Source organism: Povalibacter sp. (genome assembly GCF_036520495.1).
Lineage (GTDB): Bacteria > Pseudomonadota > Gammaproteobacteria > Steroidobacterales > Steroidobacteraceae > Steroidobacter.
This window is the reverse complement of sequence record NZ_DATDJO010000067.1, coordinates 92,869-111,848: the sequence shown is the minus strand read 5'-3', so window position 1 is coordinate 111,848 and position 18,980 is coordinate 92,869. Positions and strand designations below refer to the sequence as shown.

The following is an 18,980-nucleotide window of genomic DNA, read 5'->3' as shown; positions in this document are numbered from 1 at the left end:
ATCCTGGTACCGGTCAGAAGTCATACGAGAGCGACAGGCCGATCGTGCGCTTGTCGGGCAGACCGAGACGGATCTCGTTCAGCACCGAGTTGCTGAAGAAAACGTCGTTGGCGCGGACACCTTCACTGATGTTGTCGTCGTTCGTGAGGTTGTCGATGTACGCCTCGAGCCTCAGGTTGTCGTTGCTGATGCCGGCGCGCACGTTCAGCAGGTTGACCGGGGCGATCCACGCGTGATTCGTCGGATCGACATAGATCTTGCTGCGGCCGCGATAGTCGAGACGTGCGAACCAGTCGTAGCTGTCATTCAATGCATGCGTGTAGGTCGGGGAGAGCGTCCAGGACAGCTCGGGGGTGCCATGCAGACGGTTGCCGCTGACATCCGCTTTGTTCTGGATCTTCACGCCGCCGGGGACGTACAGGTACGACTTGATCTCGTTCTTCGCGTAGTTGAACGTGCCTGAAAGCGTGAAGCCGTCAGAAACGGCGAACTCGGCTTCGAGCTCGATGCCGCGCAGGTTCACTTCACCGATGTTCTGCGTGATCGACGTGGACAACAGCGTGTTGTCAGGGCGCGTCACGAAGATTTCGTTCGACACCTGGCCGTCGAGCCAGTCCGAGTAGTACAGCGCGAGAATCGTGCGCAACCGGTTGTCGAACCAGGTGGTCTTGTAGCCGATTTCGTAGTTCTCCAGCTGCTCCTGCCGGTACGTGATGTTCGAGCCAACCTGTGCGATCTGATCGACGATCGACTGCGGCTGACCGACCAGCGCCGTGTTGAAGCCGCCCGGCTGATAGCCGCGCGAGAACAATGCATAGGCCAGCGAATTAGGCGCGAACTTGTAGTCGATCGTGAAACGCGGTGCGAAGCTCGTGAACGTGTCGGACAGCAGTGGCCCGACGTTCGGATACACCGCTTGCTGCTCGATCTTGTCCCACTGGTAGCGCGCCTCGAAGCCGAGCGTCACGACATCGATCGGATCCCAGTACACACCGCCGAAGACGGCCGGCGTTTCGACCTTGTTCTTCGTCTGGCTGCCGGTGTGGCGTCCGGTGGGCGATACGCCGGAGTTGGTGTTCTTGGGGCCCCATTGACGGAAGTAGTTGACGCCGATCGTGCCGCGCAAGGGCATCGATTCCGAGGTCGTGAGACGCAGTTCCTGACTGAAATCCTCGACTTCGTTCTGGATCAGCAGGGTGAACTGACGGAAATCCTGAACGAAGGGACGCACGCCAAACAGCGGATTCGGCGTTTCGCGACCATCGCGATAGAGCTGATCGTTGATCGACTGGAACTTCGTGGAGTGCCAGGCGGAGGTCGAACTCAGCGACAGGCCCGATTCGAATTCATAGTCGGCCTTCAGGTGCGCAATCGATGTCTCGCGCTTGAATCCATACTTGTCATTGAAACGCGGATCGAAGGTGACCGGATATCCCTTGGCATTGTCGATGAGTTCGTTGTAGGTGAACGGATCCATACGATCGTTCACGGACAACACCGTACGCTGATCGAGGTCGCGAACGCCCGGCAACTCACCACACCAGTACGCACCGCCGGTGCCACCGAGGTTGCAGGTAAGTTCGCTGCCGGCCTTCAAAGCTGCCGTGTTGGCGATTCCGTCATTGTCGACGGTGAAACCGAGCAGCGAACGAATCGTCAGCTTGTCCGTCGGCTCCGACAGGAACGCCGCGGTAATCGACTTGGTGCTCTCCGCACCCATGCGCGAACTGGGGTCGCCGCCGTTTTCGTAGTAGCCGCCGAAGCTGTACTGACGGGCAGTCACTCGTACGCCCAGCGCATCGCCCAGCAACGGACCTTCGAGCGACAACTGGATATCCGAGCCGTCATAGCTCGTCGCCTCAGCCTTGACGCGCCCCTGGAACGTATCCGCGGGTGCTTTCGACACGAAGTTGACGGCGCCAGCGAACGTGGAGCGGCCGAAATAGGCGCTCTGCGGTCCCTTCAGGACCTCGACACGTTCGACGTCAGTGATGTCTGGAGTGCGCGAGCCGGCATACGGCGCGCCATCGATGAAGGACAAACCGGAGGCGACGGAGAGGCCGCGGAACGTCAATCGCGTCGTGCTGCGATCGGCGCGACCATTGCCGCCGACGCTCGCGTACAGGCCGGGCGTGAAGGCGGACAACTCGATGATGTCCTTGAGTCCGATGTTCTCGATGTCGGCAGAGCCCAGTGCGCTGATCGCGAGCGGCACCTGCATGAGATTTTCTTCACGGCGTCTTGCCGTAACGGTGATCTCTTCGAGCTGCGGCCCAGCCGAAGATTCCTGAGCGTGTACGATCGTGACCGGCGTTGCGGCACACAACGAGGCCAGAAACAGTGACGAGGTCACCTTCGACATAGACTGAACGCGCATTGATTTATTTCCCATGTGTTCTTCTGCAATTCCCGCGAGCAGATGTGCGCATCGCGCAACGCCTGTTCGCCCTCCCATCCCCCATCCTGCCGCTGCAATACGTATTTTTTGATTGAGCGCACGCCGCTCACTTCAGATTGCCGGCGCCCTTCAATGTGATCACCAGCGAGCGGCAAGGCTCGTGGCCCTGAGTGCGCGTGATGTGTCCCTGCCCTGTCACGTCCTGCAGCAACACCATGTCGCCCCGTGTGAAGTAGCGGGTGTCGCCGTTGCTGACCGTCAACGACAGCGTGCCACTCAGGATGGCCACGAACTGCGGCGCGACGCTGCGTTTGAAATCGATGAAGTGTCCGGGCTTGATCTCGCGGATCTGCCAGTACTCGAGATCCTGGTTGGCGGCCTGGACGCGGCGTTTGGGATCGCCGGATTGCGGAAATTCCGCTTCGCCGAAATAGGAGTGACCGTGCTCGTCGACGTAGATATTCGGAACCTTCATGCCGCCCTCACCTGATATCCCGAACTTCGCAGCCCCGTAGCGCTGCGGCCGTGTGTCGCTTTCCATCGCGGGAATTTTGTTGTGGCGAAGTGTATACAATGATAATCAAAGATCAATACATGCCGATGACGTTTTTTATTTTGTTGTTGAAATCGCATCGGTTGGAGACCCTGGCTGTTCGGGTTTGCCTGCGCCCACAGGATTTCTCAACGAAGTCGAGGGTAGTTACCCAGCCGCGCAATCGCCCTTATTTGGTGCCACCGGTGGCATGCAGCGCCATCGTGATGCGGTCGGCAGTCAACGGCATCCCCTGACACGAATGCGGCGCGTGGCTTTCCAGCCACAACCTGCCTGCTATGCGCTCATTTCTCTCTCGAAGGCCATATATGACTGTTCGTATACAATGTTAGAGTCTCGCGGGAGTGATTACTTCGGAGCCGAAATGCTGGATTCACAGAGCAATAAAAAGGGATCGCCTCTCCCACCGTTGTCGCAGATACAGCTGCGCGCAGCATCCGGGAGTCGTACTCGTTCGCACGCCCGCCTGAACTGGCTGACTGCATCGATCGACAAGGCATGGAGCTGCGTATCGTGAGCACTGCGCATTCCTTGAATTCCTGGCCGCACGTACTGGCCAGCGTGCTGCTCATGGCCGCGGGCACCATGCAACACGCTGCGGCCGATGCGCCCGCCTCCGACTCGGCAGTCGAGCGTGGCAAATACCTCGCGATCGCTGGCAATTGCAGCAGCTGTCACACCACGGGGCAGGGTGAATACATGGCAGGCGGAGTCTCCTTTGCGACTCCTTTCGGCACGCTCTACTCGACGAACATCACCTCGCACCCGGAAAAGGGCATCGGCAGCTGGACCCGGGAGCAGTTCCGCACTTCGATGCGCAGCGGCGTGCGGCCGAACGGCGAGCATCTGTATCCAGCCTTCCCGTACACGTCGTTCACCAAGGTGTCCGACGACGACATCGACGCGCTGTATGCGTATTTCCAGACAGTACCGCCCGCTGACTGGACGCCTCCCGAGAACGACATGCCGTTCCCGTTCAACCAGCGCGCGCTGATGGGGGCATGGAAGGCGCTCTTCTTCAAGGAAGGCGCGTTCACTCCGGACCCGAAGCAGTCGGACGAATGGAATCGGGGGGCCTACCTGGTCGAAGGTCTTGCTCACTGCGGCGCCTGCCATACGCCACGCAACATGCTGGGAGCGGAGAAGAGCAGCCAGGCGCTCAGCGGTGGCCTCTACACCGACAAAATCCCGGATGGCGATCTGATGCCCTGGTCGGCGGTGAACCTCACGTCGGCAAAGTCAGGACTGGCGAAGTGGACGGTGGACGACCTGACGTCGTATCTCAAAACCGGCAAGAACTCGTTTATCGCGACCTATGGCCCGATGAACGAAGTGATCATGAACAGCACCCGGCATCTGAGTGAAGCCGATGTGCGCGCCATGAGCGTCTACATCAAGAGCCTGCCGCCGATCGAACACAAGGGATCGAAGGCGTCGGACAAGGTGCTGGCGCACGGCGAAATGCTCTATACGGTGTACTGCGGCTCATGCCACCTGCCCACGGGATTGGGTGATCCGAATTCGGGACCGCCACTGGTGGGCAGCGCAGTCATTCAAGCGCCGAGCCCCGCCTCCCTGCTCAACACGCTCATGTTCGGACCCGAGCTGCCGGAACCGGCTCTCGAGACGCAGTGGATGACGATGGAGGCATTCGGCGAGAAGATGACCGATGAGGAAATCGCCGCGCTCGCGAGCTACCTGCGCTCTGCCTGGGGCAATGAAGGCGGCGCCGTGAGCGCGAAGGACGTCGCAGCTCACCGCTGAACACAGCAGGGCCTGTGAAAAAAAAGGGCCGTGATGCTGAGCATCACGGCCCTTTTCATTTGCCGGCAACAGCCTCTGCTAGAAATCGCTCAGCAGGCGCCCGTATCCGTACAGCTTGTCGGTGATGCCATTGGCGCGCAGCGCGTGCCAATAGGTCGCGGTATTGATCGCGATCACCGGCTTGCGGAACCATTTCTCGGCCTCGGCAGCGAGCCGGATCATGCTGAGATTCGTACCTACCTGCACGATCGCATCGACGTCCGGGCCATTGATCGAGTGCAGCGCATCGATCAGCTGATCCTCGGTGAACTCGGAGATCGCCGTGAAGCTGTACGTACGCAACGAGCGCTCGTTGACGACGGTGAATCCGTCCTCCTCGAAATAGCGCTGCACCTGCTCGTTCGCGGCCGGGTAGTAGGGCGACAGGAAGGCAATGCGCTTGATGTTGCCGTAGGCGCGCAACGCGGCGCTGCATGCGTGAGAACCAATCGAGGCGCCAATCTTCGCTTCATTCACGATCTTGTCGTGGAACGCCTGTGCGCCGGCCTTGCCGTCGTAGAACGTCACGGCCGACATGCCCATGACCAGATAGTGCGGATTGCACGTCATGACGCTGCGGATCGCATCGATCGTATTGTCCGCAATGACCTGGGTCGCCGAAACGAACGTGTCGTTCGTCACTCCCTCGACGTTCGGCGTGTAGATGCGGCTGTAGTGATTGGTGACACCAGGCACGCGCAAATCATCGAAGTCCGGCTGGACGACCGTATTCGTGGACGGTCCGAGCACGCCGAATAACCGGCGCCACCCCAGTACATCTTTTCTCATGAATCACCTATTCCGCATGAATACGACTGCGGGACGAATGCCCGCAGCGCAGGAGTCAGACGTGCAAACGGCCGCAAGAGCGACCGTTTGCACCAACCGGGAACCCGAAAGTGCTCTCGATCAGTTACCGGTCCCCTGCATTGCAAGACCGGAGCGCATCAGCGCATGCCAGGAACGGTCGGCACTGCGCACGCCATTCAATGCGCCACTCCATGTGTCACGTTCGTTCGTGAAGAGCGCTTCACCCTTGAATGCCCATTGACGCCCGCCGTCGGGACGCTCGGTGATCGACCAGTTCCCGGATGGCTTGTCCGTGGCGCTCGCCAGCACGGGCTTCCAGTAGCTGCGCGAACACTCGATGCAATCGGTCGTCCGATTGACGTTACGCGATTCGGTGCCAGTGCCCTCGGGGCGGTTCGCTGCAGCGTGAATATCCGCTGGCGCATGAATGTCCGCTGGTGCATGGATATCGCGCGCGGGACCACCACCGCGCACCCGCGACTGAGTTCGAGCGTACAGCGTGCGGCCCTTGGCGTCGGCGAGGATCAAACCCGCGTCCGATCCTTGCACGGTGACCCATTCCGGCAGTGGTGGCAGAGGTTCGAGCACATAGGCCAGCCACTTCTTCCCTTCGGCTTCATGACCGCGCGTCGAGCCGATGGTCAGATCGCCGGCGTACCGATACAGAGGCGTGCCTTTGTAGGCCCACTGGCGCAGGCCGTCGTCGCGCTGAATGATTGTCCAGTCGCCTTGAGCAAACGCGACGGCGGGAGCATCGAACGGCTGCCACTCGCGGGTGCACATTCCGGTACAGGCCGACGTGCCCTTCTTGTCCTTGGTGTACTTGTACAGGGCCGTACCCGTGCGCGAATCCACCAACGTATGCCCGAGCGCCGTACGCGCGACAGTAACTGTCGACGGACTGGCGACGTATTTCGTCGCCTCACTCCACTCGCCGTCGACGCCATCACCATAGGAATCGCCGGGCGCACGATCGGCCGCGAGTCGATACAACGGCTGACCACGGAAAGCCCATTGCTTCGCACCATTGGCACGCGTCGCCAGGGACCAGTCGCCGCTTTCCTTTGCGTCTGCCGGCGCGATGACCGGCGGCCATTGCTGCGCGCAAGGTCCCTCGCAGGCGGACTTGCCCGGCACCTGATCCTTGATCGTCGTGTACAGCGACATGCCTTTGCTGTCGGTCATCACCCAGCCGAAGCCACGCTCCTTGAGCACGATGTCCGCAGGCGTTGCGTCGTCGGCGACGGCAACGGATGTCATGGCGAGAGATAGAAGGCCGGCGAACATCGTTGTCCGCCGGGCAGCGCGAGAGAACTTCATAGTGATTCCAGGTCGGACGCTCAGACCATGATTTCCGTGATCGGACGCGACGTCTGCAGCGACTTCGTGCCCCATTTGTCGACCGGAACGCCCATGATCTTCTGCGCGGTCAGGCCGACGCGCGTGATCGGTTCGCCACCGCCAACGACGTGCATACCCGTCTTCATGCGGCCACCGGCCTTGCCGATCATGTAGACCGGCACGCCATCGATGGTGTGGACGCGCGCATGGTTGGTCTCGGTCGTCGCGAAGATCAGCATATTGTCGAGCAACGTGCCGTCGCCTTCGCGAATGCTCGAGAACACCTTGATGTACTGCGCCAGCGCTTCCATCGAACGCTTCTGGAACCAGAACGTAAGGGGCTGGTAACCGAGTTTCGGATCGATCGCTTCTTCGTGAGTGAGCAGGTGGTGCGTGTAGCTTTCACCCGCACGGCGCACGTTCGCGAAATTGTCCGTGTAGATCATGTTGAGCACGCGCGTCTGGTTGCACGTGGCTGCCATCGCCAGCAACTTCGCCATGATTTCATGCGTTTCGTGCACGTTGTCGATTTCGCGTGCCGACGCGACGCGATCCTGCTCTGCCAGTTCAGCCGGCGGCGCCGACGGCATCAGACAGGCCAGATTCGGCGGCGGAGCCTTGAGCTGCAGCTCGATCTGATTCTCGACCTGACGGATGGCGGTGAAATACTCGTCGAGACGCTGACGATCCGACGCGCCGATCGTCTTCATGTAGTCCTTGCTCTGGTCCGTGAATGCGGTGAGCACGCTACGGCGAACCATCACGGACGGATCGGGCTTGAATTCGCTCTTGTTCGGATCGACGAACCCGCTCCCGAACAGACGCTGATACACGGCGAGCGGCGAGGTTTCGACGGCCGAGCGGCTGTTCGTGTTGCGCGCGCTGTAGTTCTCGCGGCTGATGCCGGAGCTCGACGCATCGAGCGTGAGGAAGCGCGAGTTCTTGCCAATGACGTCCGCAACCAGCAGATCGATCGTCGGCGCAGGCACTTCCTTCGACGAAGACGGCGCCGAACCCGTACGGTTGACCACCCAGCCGGTGAAGTGCGTGTAGTTCGAGCGTCCGTCCAGCGGCATGTTGAAGCCACTGAAGTAGTTGATGTACTGCTCGTACGGCTTGAGCGGCAACGTCTCTTCGAGAAAGCCGATACCCGGGCCCGTCTGCTTCTTCTCTGCGACCGCATAGCCGGGCGTGTGACCCATGCCCCAGTACCATGTACCAAAGCGAACGGGCAGCGGTGCGTTCGTACCTGCAAAGGCGGTTCCGGACGTATTGAGATGACAGTCCAGGATCGGCAGCCCCATGGAAACGGCCGCACCACCCAGTACGCCGCGCAACATGGAACGGCGGGTCAGCTTGCGTGGAATCGTAAAGGTCATGATCGGCTCTCCTCAGAGTGGCTCATTCGATCGTCGGCTGCGGGTTCTGTCCTGACCGTCTGTGACGGCTCGGGCACGGGCTCCGGTGCCCTGACTGCGTACAGCGCATCGCTCAATGCGATCTGGCGCACCAGTTTCTTGAAGTTGTAGTTGTTGTCGACGAATTCCTGCTGGGCAGCTCGCGTGAACTTGCCGTCATCCCGGGTCAGCGAGCGGCCCATGCTGTATGCCGTGAGTCGCCTGACGACACACGAGGCCAGCGCGGGATTGTCACGAATGCCCGTCGCGAGCTGGTCCGGCCGCGTGAAGTCCTTGCCGTCGATCGTTCCGGTAACGTCCAGTTCGGTGTCGTTCTCGGTGGTCCGGAACGCGCCAATACCGTCGAAGTTCTCCAGTCCGAAACCAATCGGATCGGTCATCAGGTGGCAACCCGTGCATGCCGGAACCGTGTTGTGAGCGCCGAGACGCTGACGGGCGGTCTTCACCGGTGCGTTGGGATCGTTGAACAACGTGAAATCGATGTTGCCCGGAGGAGGCGGTACCGTCTGGCACAGCAGCGTTTCGCGCAGCGCCTTGCCACGCAACGTGGGTGAGCTGCGTCCCGGGTGTGCATGCAGCGCCGTGAAACCGATGCGGGTCACGATACCGGCCCGGATATCGTCGGCGGGGAACTCGTATTCGGCCCAGCCACCGTCCGGCTGAGTGGCAGGAATCTGATAGATGCGCGCGAGCGCCGGCGTGACCGATGTTTTGCGCGTCGTGAACAGATCGCGGTAGTCGTCTTCGCGCACCAGCAGCACGTCGACGATGTCACGCAACACCTGCTCCATGGCGTCGTCGGCCAGCGCCTGGCTGTAGGCCGGATAGATCATCGGATCCTTCTCGAGGGTCTCGAACAGTTCGAATTCGAGCATGTCCTTGAAGAAGGAACGGACGCCATCCTGCAGGCGCGACGATTCCGTCATCCGTTCGACCTGCTTCTTCAGGCCCGAGCGCGAGTGCAGATCGCCCGATTCAGCGGCGGCAAGCAGCTCTTCGTCCGGCGCCGCATTCCACAGGAAGAAGCTCAAGCGGGATGCCTTCGCGTAACTCGTCAGGCGCACATCGCCCTTGGAATCCGGATCCGCTTCGATCGTGTCGCTGACGAACAGGAACTGTGGCGTCGTCAGCATGGCGGCCAGCGACATGCCGAGGCCGTCATAGAAACTGCCGAGACCCACAGCGGCCTCGTGAGCGGAAAGTACCGCGGTGTCGAGTTCGGCTGCTGTCAGAGGGCGGCGATACAGGAAACGGCCGACGTCACCGAAGAACTTCTGCGCACAGGCATCATCAGGCGCATTCAGCGCTGCCGGAACGCACGGTATCAGCTCCTTCCGATTCGTTCCGTTCACCACCTGGTCGGCAATCGAGTGCGCCAGATCGTAGTACTGCTCGAATCCGGTCGGGGTGATGCGCGCGCTGCGGGCGCCAAGCGCCAGCAAACCATCCGTGCGGATGAGCGGGTCGATGCGTCCGCCGACGCGGATGCTGCTCCCGAATACGTCCTCGATGATGTGGTGGTACTGCTCTTCCGTGAGACGGCGCATGTCGGGCGTGCCGCCCTGAATCTTCGGACCACCATCGTCACAGCCGGAGAGCAGGACGCCGGCAATCGCGATAGCCCCGGCATGGCGAGCGAAAGTTTGCAGCGAAGTGATCATGTGTCGGACTTTCCTCGAGCTCATAGCGCCGCCTTTACGCCTTCCGGCTTCACCACATACGCGGCGTGGGTATCGATTCGAAATGCGGAGGACAGCATCGTGCACTTGCCGGTTTCAGGGTCAGGGTAGCCGTCAGCGAGCTCCCACGCAGCGGCCGCGAGCGCAGGACAACTGAAACCCGCCGTCGAGATGACGACGCCCGTTCCGGTGACGTGATAGATGAACTCTTCGACGTCGTAGTAGCCGAACACCATGCCGTCGGCCGTCTTGCCGTCATCGGCAATCTTCAGCTCGAGCTGCATGTCCTTGAAGATGTGCTGGCTGAAGGTGTAGTTGCCATAGAAGGGCAGGCGCACATCGCCGGACTGCGTTTTCAGTACGCCATTCTCGATGCGCCCCTTGAGCGAATCGCCATAGCGAGCGGTGCCGTCGGGATTCGTATCGATGCGATAGGAACTGAAGGGCAACGGCTTGCCGCTGGAATCCTGCGCGAACTGGTCGATCGAGCGATAGAACGAGACTGTGACGTCATCGTCGTTGCGGGTGTCGTCCACACCGGTGACATCGATGAGAATCATGCCAATGCCGCTGGTGCCGCGCATTTCATCGGCATTCACTTCAAAGATGCCGTTGGTGCGCCAGCCGTAGGTGCAACCGACCAGGCGGTACATCTGATTGTCGATCGCAGGCTCACCGTTCAGGCCGGTGAATTTCTTGTGTGCGCAGGTCTTGGGTGTGGCCCTGCCGTCGGTCGTACCGTCGAGATTGATGCCGTAGGAAACATCGCCGTTCACCGTGATGAACTTCGGATCCGTCACTGCGGTCGGATCGAGGCAGACGTCCTCGCCGTTCGGGCCACGGCGCACGGCTGGCTGCCAGCGACGCAGCGTCTCGAGCAGACCGTTCTGGGTCTTCTCTGCACGGTCGACCTTCGACAGACCTCGCCACCAGATCTCGTCATTCGAAATGTTCAGGCCCTGGTTGCACTCGTCCATGAACTTGGTTTCGTGCATCGCCGTGAACCAGTGGCGCACCACGAATCCGAGCCGACCCGACTGGGCGCTCGCCGATGGCGCGCGACCGGCCTCGTCGCTCTGGGAACAGCCCGCCAGCACGATACCCGCGATCGCGGCGGCTGAAACCTTGACGATCCGACACGCTGCCTTGTTCACCATCTCGCCTCTTTCTATTTGCTTCATCGGACGTTCTCTCGGATCGACAGACGCTTGCCCTACGCTGCCAGAGCGGCGCGCGGAGTTGGCCCCGCCTCAACCAGCAGGGTCCTCACCGGTTCCCCCGCTCGCCCCTGCCAACCATCCATGGAGGCAGGCCGGCGCAGGAAACGGTTGATGAATTCGACGCCGACGGGTCGTTGGCGCCGAGCCAACTTGCCTTCCCGCACGTCCGTCGGGTCAACCGTCACGATCTGCACTGCCTGGATCACTGCGCCACCATTTTTGTTGTGATTACAAGGTGCTGGAGCGTCAACAATTATACCCGGAAAGTGTATACAAACATTGACCGGTGTCTACTCGCATTTTTCCGGAGCCCTGTGCCAAAGTGACGCTTGCCTGGCCATGCAAAGCGCCGGAAAGGTGCTACTGCCGGCCATCCATTGACGCACCAACCACAGCTGCAGCCCGACTTCCTTCCGATATTCCAATATCGTATACAATTCGTCCAGCGGGAATCGGCTACCCGATCACTGTTGCGCCCAGCGGGTGCTGGCAATGCGGGTACCGGGCAATTTTTTTGACATACCAACAAATGAGGATCGAGACCATGGCTAGTGCTATCGCCGCTTCCGGGGTCGTGCCGCGAATGGCGCGCGGGATGTGGCGGCGTGCGACCGCGTATGCAGCGGCAGTTGTCGCAGCGAGTCTGATGAGCGCGCCAGCAGCGATCAGCGACGACCTGGGCCCGCCGATCCGCTTCGTGGCCGAGATGTCAGCCGACGAACAAAGCGCATATACCGAGAGTCCGGGCATTGGCCGTGCCGAGTTCGTCCTCGAGCGCGCCACGCTGCGACTGACGTGGACAGTCACGTTCAGCAAGCTGACGTCGGCACCTATTGGTATCGCCATACACGGACCGCAAGCGCCCGGCGGAAACGCCGGCGTATTGGTCGAAATGTCACCGAATGGAGTTCAGAACCCGCTGAAGGGCTCGGCAGTTCTGACCGACGGGCAGCTCGAGTACCTGCTGACCGGCCGCATGTACGTGAACCTGCGCACACAGAAATACCAAGCCGGCGAATTGCGCGGCCAGATCATGCGTCAACCGCCGAAGAAGGACTGAGGATCGGTCCGATCGCGTTGAACCATCTAGCGGACGGCGGCTTTCTTCCGCGGCCGTCCGCGCGGGCGGCGCTGCGCGCTGGCGTCTGTCGTGACCTTTGCAGATTGAGCCGGACCCGCACCGCCGCGTAAACCCGCTCGCGAAGCAGCGAAATGGCGGGCCGTGGAATGCGCCGCTTGAATGTGACAACGCATGATCGCGGCAGCCCATTCAGGATCGCGCGCTTCCAGGGCGTTGACGATTTCCCGATGATGCGAAGCGCTACGCAACAGGTCGCTGGTGTCGTAATTCGCGAGTGTCTTCAGGACGAGCGGCGCCTCCATCAACACCGGCAGCATCGCCTCGAGACGCGAATTCCCCGAGAAGCCCTGCACACCCCGGTGAAACGAGTAGTTCAGCTCGCGAATGCGATTCACATAGCCCGGCGCGCGTAGCTCGCTCTCCCGATATTGAGCCTCTGCCAGCCGACGAAGCTCCTCGATGCCTTCCGGAGTGATCAGCAGGGCCGCACGAGCGGCCCCATAGGGCTCGAGCAAGGCGCGCAAGTCGAAGACATTGTGAGTGTCCTGCTCATTCCATTCCGTGACGATGGCGCCGTGATTGGCCGTGACCTTCACGAAGCCCTCTGCCTGAAGGCGACGCAGCGCCTCGCGTACGGGCGTACGACTCACACCCGTGGAGTCGGCAATCTCCTGCTCCGTGACGCGCGACGCACCCGGATAGACACCCTTGATGATGCGATCCCGCACTGTGACGTAAGCCAGTTCCGCGGCTCGTGCCATACCCCATTCTCCGATGATTCTTAACGTTTTACTGCGGGGTACTCTAGCGCACCAGATGGCGACTACGTACCAACAAAGATGACATGGCCGGTCCGCTATGGGCTTGTGCGGCCACTTGCGCACCACAGCGATCGGCTCTCAGTGAGCGCGCAATGCAGCACTGGCAGGAACCCCTGCGCGTAAAAAGATGCGCATGACAACGGCCGGCGCGGACACGCCGCCACCTCGATACGCAGCGGCGGGCCGACGCACATCCGTGACTGACGACAAACCTGCCGCGGCAACCGCCTCGCACCTGTCGATGTGCTGAGCACCGCCAACCTTTATCTGATGCGGGCGTGGCGCCTGCCATGCCGCGGAAGGCGGCGCATACGAATAACAAGGCAACGGTCGATGCGCCTGCTGACGCAGCGATTGATCACGTCGACCCGCATGCTCCCGGGCAGAGATTTGGCACTAAATTTGTATACAAATATCCGATATAGTTTCGACTGTCGATCCAAACCTACTGTTTAATGCTACGCGCCTCAGCGGGAATAAATTTGTGAAAAACACCAATAAAGAAAGCGAATTCCAGCGGGGCTGGCGCACTCTTGCAGCCGCAAGCCTCGGCAATGCCGCCGGACTCAGCGGCTTGGCTTTCTATACATTCGGAGTTTTCGTCATCCCTCTGACGGCCGCCTTCGGCTGGACCCGGGGTGAAATTTCGAGCGCCGCGAGCTTCCTCACACTCGGCACGGCGATCACTGCACCGCTCGTCGGCACCCTCATCGATCGCATCGGTGCACGCAAGGTCGCGCTCTGGTCTTTGCTGGGACTCGCCCTCGCCTATGCCGCGATGACACAACTCGCCGGCACGATCGGCGTTTTCTACGCCGCCTGGTTGGCGATCGCACTCATCGGCGGCGGCACGACGCCAGTCGTATGGACGCGCACAGTCAATCTCTGGTTCGACCGCAGTCGCGGGCTCGCACTCGGACTGACCCTGGCAGGCTCTGGGCTTGCCGGCATGTTCGGCCCCGTCTTTTGCGCGGCACTGATCGAGCGCTTCGGCTGGCAGGCAGGCTACCTCGGTGTCGGCGCGCTCATTGCCTTCGTTGCCATTCCGGTGGTCGCTCTGCTCCTCAAGGAACGACCAGCTCCGCGGCAGGCCTCGGTAGCCGACGGCGGCGCAGACGACCTCGCCGGATTGACCTTCCAAGAAGCAGTGAGAACCGGCACGTACTGGAAAATCGCCGGCGGCTTCCTGCTCGTGTCCGGCGCGATCGCCGGTCTGATCATCAACATCGTGCCGCTGTTGCAGGATCGCGGCATGTCGCCGTTGCAGGCAGCGCAGATCGCCGGCTCGATGGGTATTGCCGTGATGCTGGGCCGCGTCATCGTCGGCTTGTTGCTGGATCGATTCTCTGCGCGACTCGTCGCTGGCGTCATGCTCAGTTCGACGGCGCTCGGCTGTCTGGCGATGTCACTCAGCGGTGCACCGACCTGGGTGCTGATGCTGAGTGTCGTTTCGCTCGGATTCGCTGCCGCTGCCGAAGTCGATCTGGTTGCCTTCCTGGTCAGCCGCTACTTCGGCATGAAGGCCTACGGCAAGATTTATGGCTCGCAGTTGACGGCGTTTTATCTCGGCGCAGCAGCTGGCCCGCTACTGATGGGTCTCAGCTACGACCACTTCGGCGGCTACACGGAAATTCTGTATGCGGTTGCCGCCATCCTGGTGTTCGGCGCCATCGTCCTCGCGACACTGGGCACGCCGCCAGATAACTCAACGACCAGCGCGGTTGAACCCCAGCTTACCGAGCAGCAAGCCGGTTGAGGCTGCTCGTTCAAGCACCAGACCTTCGCTAGCGGAGAACTTGAGCATCTGCTGCCCGCGCCCCTTACAAGGCGGGCAGCAGCGTGAATGTGCACACATTGTGCTGCTGCCCGACGCCTCGCGAGATCACCGGGACGCCAGACGGTCGGCACCGCCGCCGTCGATGACGTACTGCGTCCCGGTAATCCAAGCCGCACGCGGCGGAAACCAGGAAAGCGATGAGATCCGCGACTTCGTCCGATTTTAAAGGGCCGGCCGAGCGGAATGCCGCCGAGTCCCTTCATGATGATCTGCTTGCCGCCTTCATAGTCGGTACCCGCCTGGGCTGCGAGGCGCTCAGCGAGCGCGACCGCCGTTTCCGTTACGATCCAGCCAGGAGAAGCACGGATGACGTGAACTCTTTGGGGCGTGACTTCCTTCGAGAGCGCCTTGCTGACAGTAATGCTCGTATTTGTTCGCGGTCTCGCTCGAGCGAGTGAGCAGCCGAATCTCTTCATACAGAGCGCCTTCGCGATACCGGCGTTCGCTGTAGTCCTCGACCGACTCCAACATTGGCTCCAGCGTCACCTTCCACTCGAGTGCGTTCTGCACCGCCAGGGTCGTCCAATTCTCGTCCCCGGTGACGAAGCCCACTGTGAAAGACCGTTTGTATGTTCACCGCGCATATCGATCGCGACATTGATCTTCCTTTCGCCGCTCGCGAAGCAAGAGGGCCGGCGCAGCCGACCCTCTTGCAAGGCCGCCGGAGCGCGTAGCTTCGCTCGGTCAGCACCTCGCGGATGATCTCGCTGGCATTGCGCAGGAGATAGGCTTCGTCGTCGCAGGTGGCGTTGTTGCGATATTCGCGGAAGCTCACGCGCTTCAGGAACTGCGCGAACTGCCAGGCTTGGGCTGCGGTGAAGGTGACTGTGATCTCGACGGATTGCATCTTCGTTCTCCTGTGGATGAGGGGCTCGCAGAGCCCCGGCCCCTCATCCACAGGAGAACTTCCGAGCATTCACGCATCACTGAGGCGCTCGGGGTAGCGGCCGTGAGAAGCGCCGTCTTCGGCGATTGGCGCGGGCGCTGCTCTTGAAGCGGCGCGCAGTGCGCGCGAGCGGCGACAGACACAGAAGCGAAGCGACTAAAACAGGGAGCCCCTTGGGGCGGCGGGTGCGAGCGGTGTGACAGGCAGCGCGCAACGGTTGCGCGCGAACGAACACGGCGCAGCGGGTGGGCGGGGGATGATATTTGCGGCGCTTCGCCGCTCTCTACAGCGAGCGTCCTCGCTCGCTGCGGCGGGCATTGAACATGAACGCTAAATATGCGGGCGATCAGCCGGACACTGCGAGTAGCGCGCGAAGCGCGCGGTGCGGTGCGCATATTTTCTCGGCGTTATGTTCGCATGCCCGCCCTGAAGCCCCCTTCCAGGGGGATGGGGGGTCTGCAAGCACGTGCAGCGCTTTGGCTGGACGTGCTTGCAGTAAACACCTTCCGCAGCCCGCGCGTCTTCGCGGGGGCTGACCGACTCAGTCCACTGACCTCACCGAAGCTGCCGAGATCTCAGCGCTCCACGGCCGCAGCCCGGCGCGCTGCTTGCGTTGCGGGCGTGAGCCGCAGGGCCGAAGCGCAACCAAAGCAAGCAGCGTGACGGGCGGTCGGAGTGCGCACTCCGGCGGCGGTGCTCGATCACTTTGGGATCGAATGCTCGAAGTCGATCTCTACACCCGCCGGCATCTGCTCGGAAGCACCCAACACGTAAACCGGATAGAGCCCGTCGCCAAATCCCGATCGTGCAATGAACATTTCGACGTTGTTTGAAAGAGTGACCGTCTTGACCAGCTCTGTGGTCTGCAGCTGTTCGTAGTACGTCGGCATTCCAGTGTCACCCAAGATATCGAACGCGCTCTCGACTGCATCTCGGTCACACACGCCGATCTGCCCGAAGTCCACGACCACATCATCCAGTCGTGAACCACGAACAAGATCATCGCCGCGAGCCACTCTCAGGGCGCTGACGTACTTGCCCCTCTCGTTCGATCCGTAGCGGACCGTGACTGAGTACTGGCCGGCTGGCACTGAGAGCAGTACCGGCTCATCGTAAAAGTAGCTGGTATCCGAGACGCAAAGTCGGCGGCCAATCGAAATGGTGCCGATTGTTTCCCATCCCGATGGTTTGTGCTCAGAAGCCATAGAGGAACTCGTCGAAGGCACGGAAGTAGTTGCTCACAACATCCTTCGGTACGCCAGCTGCCTCGAACATTCTGTACGTCAGGGCCTGCATCTGTTGTGGAGAAACACGCGACCAGTCTATCGGTGTGCGAGCCCAGCCCTGCTCCGCGCGCCAAGTATTGAATACCGCGCGCGTCGCATTGTGTTGCTCGATTGAGAGAACAACTGCCGGTGCAGCGCCTGATCTATAGCCAAGTATGTTTGCTCGAGCCCACGCGTCGAGCACTCCATGGTGCTTCTGAAATCCTGCAGCAGCAGTTCGCCAGTAAGGAATGATGTCGTAGAGCTTTGATCCGAGCCTGGCCGTGGCGGCCTCCACCCCAACAACCGGGATGAACGGCACGGCGGCAAGATTCGCTTCCAAACTTCCATCACCGGGCCATTGATCAGTCCAGATTCCGGTGACGCTCCTCGTCAGCCCCGACCAGCCGCCCCACGGTGCAGTGATCGTGTCGAGTATCTGCGTCCCACCCACTGTGCTGACTGTCAGGAGCGGCGTGCAACCACTTTCTCCACAGCAGCCGTCCAGTCTTGCCACATTGCTGGATCAGCGGGCTTCCCGTCGCGTTGCCTCGCTAGCGAGCCAAGCAACATCGCCATCTCCTCGGACTTCCCCCTTTCCCAATAGGCAGACAGGAATTCAATCATCGCGTCCAACGCTTCTGAGGAGGTTAGCTCGTTCGTCGTACTCATAGCCGTGCTCTCACAAGCCCGACAGGCCTGTGTCGGGGTTATAGATTCGGGGCGTCTGATTAACGCCGCCATTGATGATCCGTCCGTTCCGCGTCTGTACCCAGACCTGGGTTCCATCTGCACGAGTTAGTGCCGACCAAACATTTCCGTATTTGTCAGGACCTAACATTGTCTTCGGATTGTTCGCAACGTTGATCAGCAGTTGACGATTGGCACGAGTATTCGAAAGGTGACCTTCCGCGTTTCTGAAAATGTGCCCGAGTCGGCTCTTGGGGATAGTGTGCCTTACAACTCCTACGAAGCCGGCCCCAGCGCTCCCAGCGAGGATCTGTGCCGCAGGCGCCAAGTCGTATCCCAGATGTCCTCGCGGCGTATCGATGGACCCGAACAAAGGTTGGTCCGCAACATCCAGTAAGTAGACCGCCTGCTCGTACTCGCCATACTCCATCGCGTCAGCAAACTGAGACAGTGCACCAGCCGTGTGCCAGCTATCACCGATTCCACGCAGCAAGCTGAAGAACGTATCGCTCCAGGAACCGAGCCCACCCATTGAGCTATTGCCATTGCTCACAACCCTCGCAGTCGCCCTTCTGTCCATCTGCCGCGACACCATCTGCGGCGCAATCTTGGGACCGTTGTACGGCTCGTAGTAGTATTCGCCACGGCATCCGCCGTTTCGAAAGCAATCTAAGACGTTGCCGTCGTCGTCCGGAGAATCGCACACCCCTACGGAGCATGGGTCGAAAAATGGGGGCGGACCGTCCGGAGTAAATCCGCTCGGGTCGGTCAACGTGAGCGGGTTGTTGTAGACGTATGCGTAGCGATTGAACGCCTGCGTGTTCATCGGGTCTGGAATGGTCGGGTCCGGCGACAGAAATGTACCGGATATCGCATCCTGCACGCGACCATTCATGTGATTGAGACCCATGCGCCCCAGCACGGTCTGGAACGTGAAGCCCTGACGCAAAGTCGCATCGGGCGAAATGGTGACTGTCCGCTGGACACCCATGCCTTCGACACCAGAAGCAGCTGGGTGTCCTGCAGCGTAATCAGCGCCTTGCACGCGTAGGTCATCCGCGGCCCAACCAGCTCCCTGCCGAAAAGCAGATCTGTTCCATTCTTGGGCCATCACTGCCCAGCAGCATCGCGCGAAACCCTGTAACTTTCCGCCGCGAACCGTCAACCGTGAGAAAAGA

General features: G+C 60.9%; 15 protein-coding genes and 1 pseudogene. 3 read left to right on the top strand and 13 right to left on the bottom strand.

From position 1 onward, the window contains the following. Nucleotides 1–13 precede the first annotated feature (13 nt). Together VIZ63_RS23105 and VIZ63_RS23100 are read right to left on the bottom strand one after the other, a co-directional pair. Nucleotides 14–2,377: a TonB-dependent receptor gene (locus tag VIZ63_RS23105; RefSeq protein WP_331612178.1), complete on the bottom strand. Its 2,364-nt coding sequence runs from the start codon at nt 2,375–2,377 to the stop codon at nt 14–16. Between the two features lie 127 nt (nt 2,378–2,504). Beyond that, entirely contained in the window at nt 2,505–2,873 is a 369-nt protein-coding gene (locus tag VIZ63_RS23100) for a hypothetical protein (RefSeq protein WP_331612177.1), read from the bottom strand. 591 nt (nt 2,874–3,464) lie between these two features. On the opposite strand from VIZ63_RS23100, the gene VIZ63_RS23095 reads away from it, so the two are divergent. Beyond that, nucleotides 3,465–4,715, top strand: a complete 1,251-nt coding sequence (locus VIZ63_RS23095; RefSeq protein WP_331612176.1) for a cytochrome c — start codon at nt 3,465–3,467, stop codon at nt 4,713–4,715. A 78-nt stretch (nt 4,716–4,793) separates the two neighbouring features. Here VIZ63_RS23095 and VIZ63_RS23090 read toward each other — a convergent pair whose 3' ends face one another. The 5 genes from VIZ63_RS23090 to VIZ63_RS23070 all read right to left on the bottom strand — a co-directional run bounded on the left by VIZ63_RS23090 (nt 4,794) and on the right by VIZ63_RS23070 (nt 11,183). Beyond that, entirely contained in the window at nt 4,794–5,543 is a 750-nt protein-coding gene (locus VIZ63_RS23090) for a hypothetical protein (RefSeq protein WP_331612175.1), read from the bottom strand. A 120-nt stretch (nt 5,544–5,663) separates the two neighbouring features. Further along, nucleotides 5,664–6,824 (bottom strand): hypothetical protein, encoded by a 1,161-nt coding sequence (locus tag VIZ63_RS23085; protein ID WP_331612174.1) that lies wholly within the window; start codon nt 6,822–6,824, stop codon nt 5,664–5,666. 80 nt (nt 6,825–6,904) lie between these two features. Beyond that, entirely contained in the window at nt 6,905–8,284 is a 1,380-nt protein-coding gene (locus tag VIZ63_RS23080; protein WP_331612173.1) for a DUF1552 domain-containing protein, read from the bottom strand. Beyond that, complete coding sequence (locus VIZ63_RS23075; RefSeq protein ID WP_331612172.1) at nt 8,281–9,984, bottom strand: DUF1592 domain-containing protein; 1,704 nt, start codon at nt 9,982–9,984, stop codon at nt 8,281–8,283. The genes VIZ63_RS23080 and VIZ63_RS23075 overlap by 4 nt, the downstream gene beginning before the upstream one ends. Nucleotides 9,985–10,004: 20 nt before the next feature. Beyond that, nucleotides 10,005–11,183, bottom strand: a complete 1,179-nt coding sequence (locus tag VIZ63_RS23070) for a hypothetical protein (protein WP_331612171.1) — start codon at nt 11,181–11,183, stop codon at nt 10,005–10,007. Between the two features lie 583 nt (nt 11,184–11,766). On the opposite strand from VIZ63_RS23070, the gene VIZ63_RS23065 reads away from it, so the two are divergent. Continuing rightward, nucleotides 11,767–12,282 carry a CHRD domain-containing protein gene (locus VIZ63_RS23065; protein WP_331612170.1) on the top strand — a complete coding sequence of 172 codons (516 nt, stop codon included), beginning with the start codon at nt 11,767–11,769 and terminating at the stop codon, nt 12,280–12,282. Nucleotides 12,283–12,308: 26 nt separating this feature from the next. Here the strand turns inward: VIZ63_RS23065 and VIZ63_RS23060 are convergent, their stop codons facing one another. Next, the gene (locus VIZ63_RS23060; protein WP_331612169.1) at nt 12,309–13,064 is read right to left on the bottom strand and encodes a GntR family transcriptional regulator; all 756 of its coding nucleotides are present in this window, start codon (nt 13,062–13,064) and stop codon (nt 12,309–12,311) included. Between the two features lie 544 nt (nt 13,065–13,608). On the opposite strand from VIZ63_RS23060, the gene VIZ63_RS23055 reads away from it, so the two are divergent. Next, the gene (locus VIZ63_RS23055) at nt 13,609–14,880 is read left to right on the top strand and encodes an MFS transporter (protein WP_331612168.1); all 1,272 of its coding nucleotides are present in this window, start codon (nt 13,609–13,611) and stop codon (nt 14,878–14,880) included. Nucleotides 14,881–15,020: 140 nt separating this feature from the next. On the opposite strand, the pseudogene VIZ63_RS25520 reads toward VIZ63_RS23055, so the two are convergent. The 5 genes and pseudogenes from VIZ63_RS25520 to VIZ63_RS23040 form a co-directional block, all read right to left on the bottom strand. Continuing rightward, nucleotides 15,021–15,320: pseudogene (locus VIZ63_RS25520) on the bottom strand (SDR family oxidoreductase); the annotation flags it as partial. 53 nt (nt 15,321–15,373) lie between these two features. Further along, entirely contained in the window at nt 15,374–15,808 is a 435-nt protein-coding gene (locus VIZ63_RS25760; protein ID WP_422662209.1) for a DUF7706 family protein, read from the bottom strand. Nucleotides 15,809–16,548: 740 nt separating this feature from the next. Then, nucleotides 16,549–17,052, bottom strand: a complete 504-nt coding sequence (locus VIZ63_RS23050) for a hypothetical protein (RefSeq protein ID WP_331612167.1) — start codon at nt 17,050–17,052, stop codon at nt 16,549–16,551. Then, nucleotides 17,042–17,566: a hypothetical protein gene (locus tag VIZ63_RS23045; protein ID WP_331612166.1), complete on the bottom strand. Its 525-nt coding sequence runs from the start codon at nt 17,564–17,566 to the stop codon at nt 17,042–17,044. Before VIZ63_RS23045 ends, VIZ63_RS23050 begins: the two co-directional genes overlap by 11 nt. Before the next feature lie 228 nt (nt 17,567–17,794). Then, nucleotides 17,795–18,847: an RHS repeat-associated core domain-containing protein gene (locus VIZ63_RS23040; RefSeq protein ID WP_331612165.1), complete on the bottom strand. Its 1,053-nt coding sequence runs from the start codon at nt 18,845–18,847 to the stop codon at nt 17,795–17,797. Nucleotides 18,848–18,980 lie beyond the last annotated feature (133 nt).

Coding starts and splice junctions, on each gene's coding strand:
- VIZ63_RS23105 (WP_331612178.1), bottom strand. CDS start 2,377: ATGCGCGTTCAGTCTATGTCGAAGGTGACCTCGTCACTGTTTCTGGCC.
- VIZ63_RS23100 (WP_331612177.1), bottom strand. CDS start 2,873: ATGAAGGTTCCGAATATCTACGTCGACGAGCACGGTCACTCCTATTTC.
- VIZ63_RS23090 (WP_331612175.1), bottom strand. CDS start 5,543: ATGAGAAAAGATGTACTGGGGTGGCGCCGGTTATTCGGCGTGCTCGGA.
- VIZ63_RS23085 (WP_331612174.1), bottom strand. CDS start 6,824: ATGACATCCGTTGCCGTCGCCGACGACGCAACGCCTGCGGACATCGTG.
- VIZ63_RS23080 (WP_331612173.1), bottom strand. CDS start 8,284: ATGACCTTTACGATTCCACGCAAGCTGACCCGCCGTTCCATGTTGCGC.
- VIZ63_RS23075 (WP_331612172.1), bottom strand. CDS start 9,984: ATGATCACTTCGCTGCAAACTTTCGCTCGCCATGCCGGGGCTATCGCG.
- VIZ63_RS23070 (WP_331612171.1), bottom strand. CDS start 11,183: ATGAAGCAAATAGAAAGAGGCGAGATGGTGAACAAGGCAGCGTGTCGG.
- VIZ63_RS23065 (WP_331612170.1), top strand. CDS start 11,767: ATGGCTAGTGCTATCGCCGCTTCCGGGGTCGTGCCGCGAATGGCGCGC.
- VIZ63_RS23060 (WP_331612169.1), bottom strand. CDS start 13,064: ATGGCACGAGCCGCGGAACTGGCTTACGTCACAGTGCGGGATCGCATC.
- VIZ63_RS25760 (WP_422662209.1), bottom strand. CDS start 15,808: ATGCAATCCGTCGAGATCACAGTCACCTTCACCGCAGCCCAAGCCTGG.
- VIZ63_RS23050 (WP_331612167.1), bottom strand. CDS start 17,052: ATGGCTTCTGAGCACAAACCATCGGGATGGGAAACAATCGGCACCATT.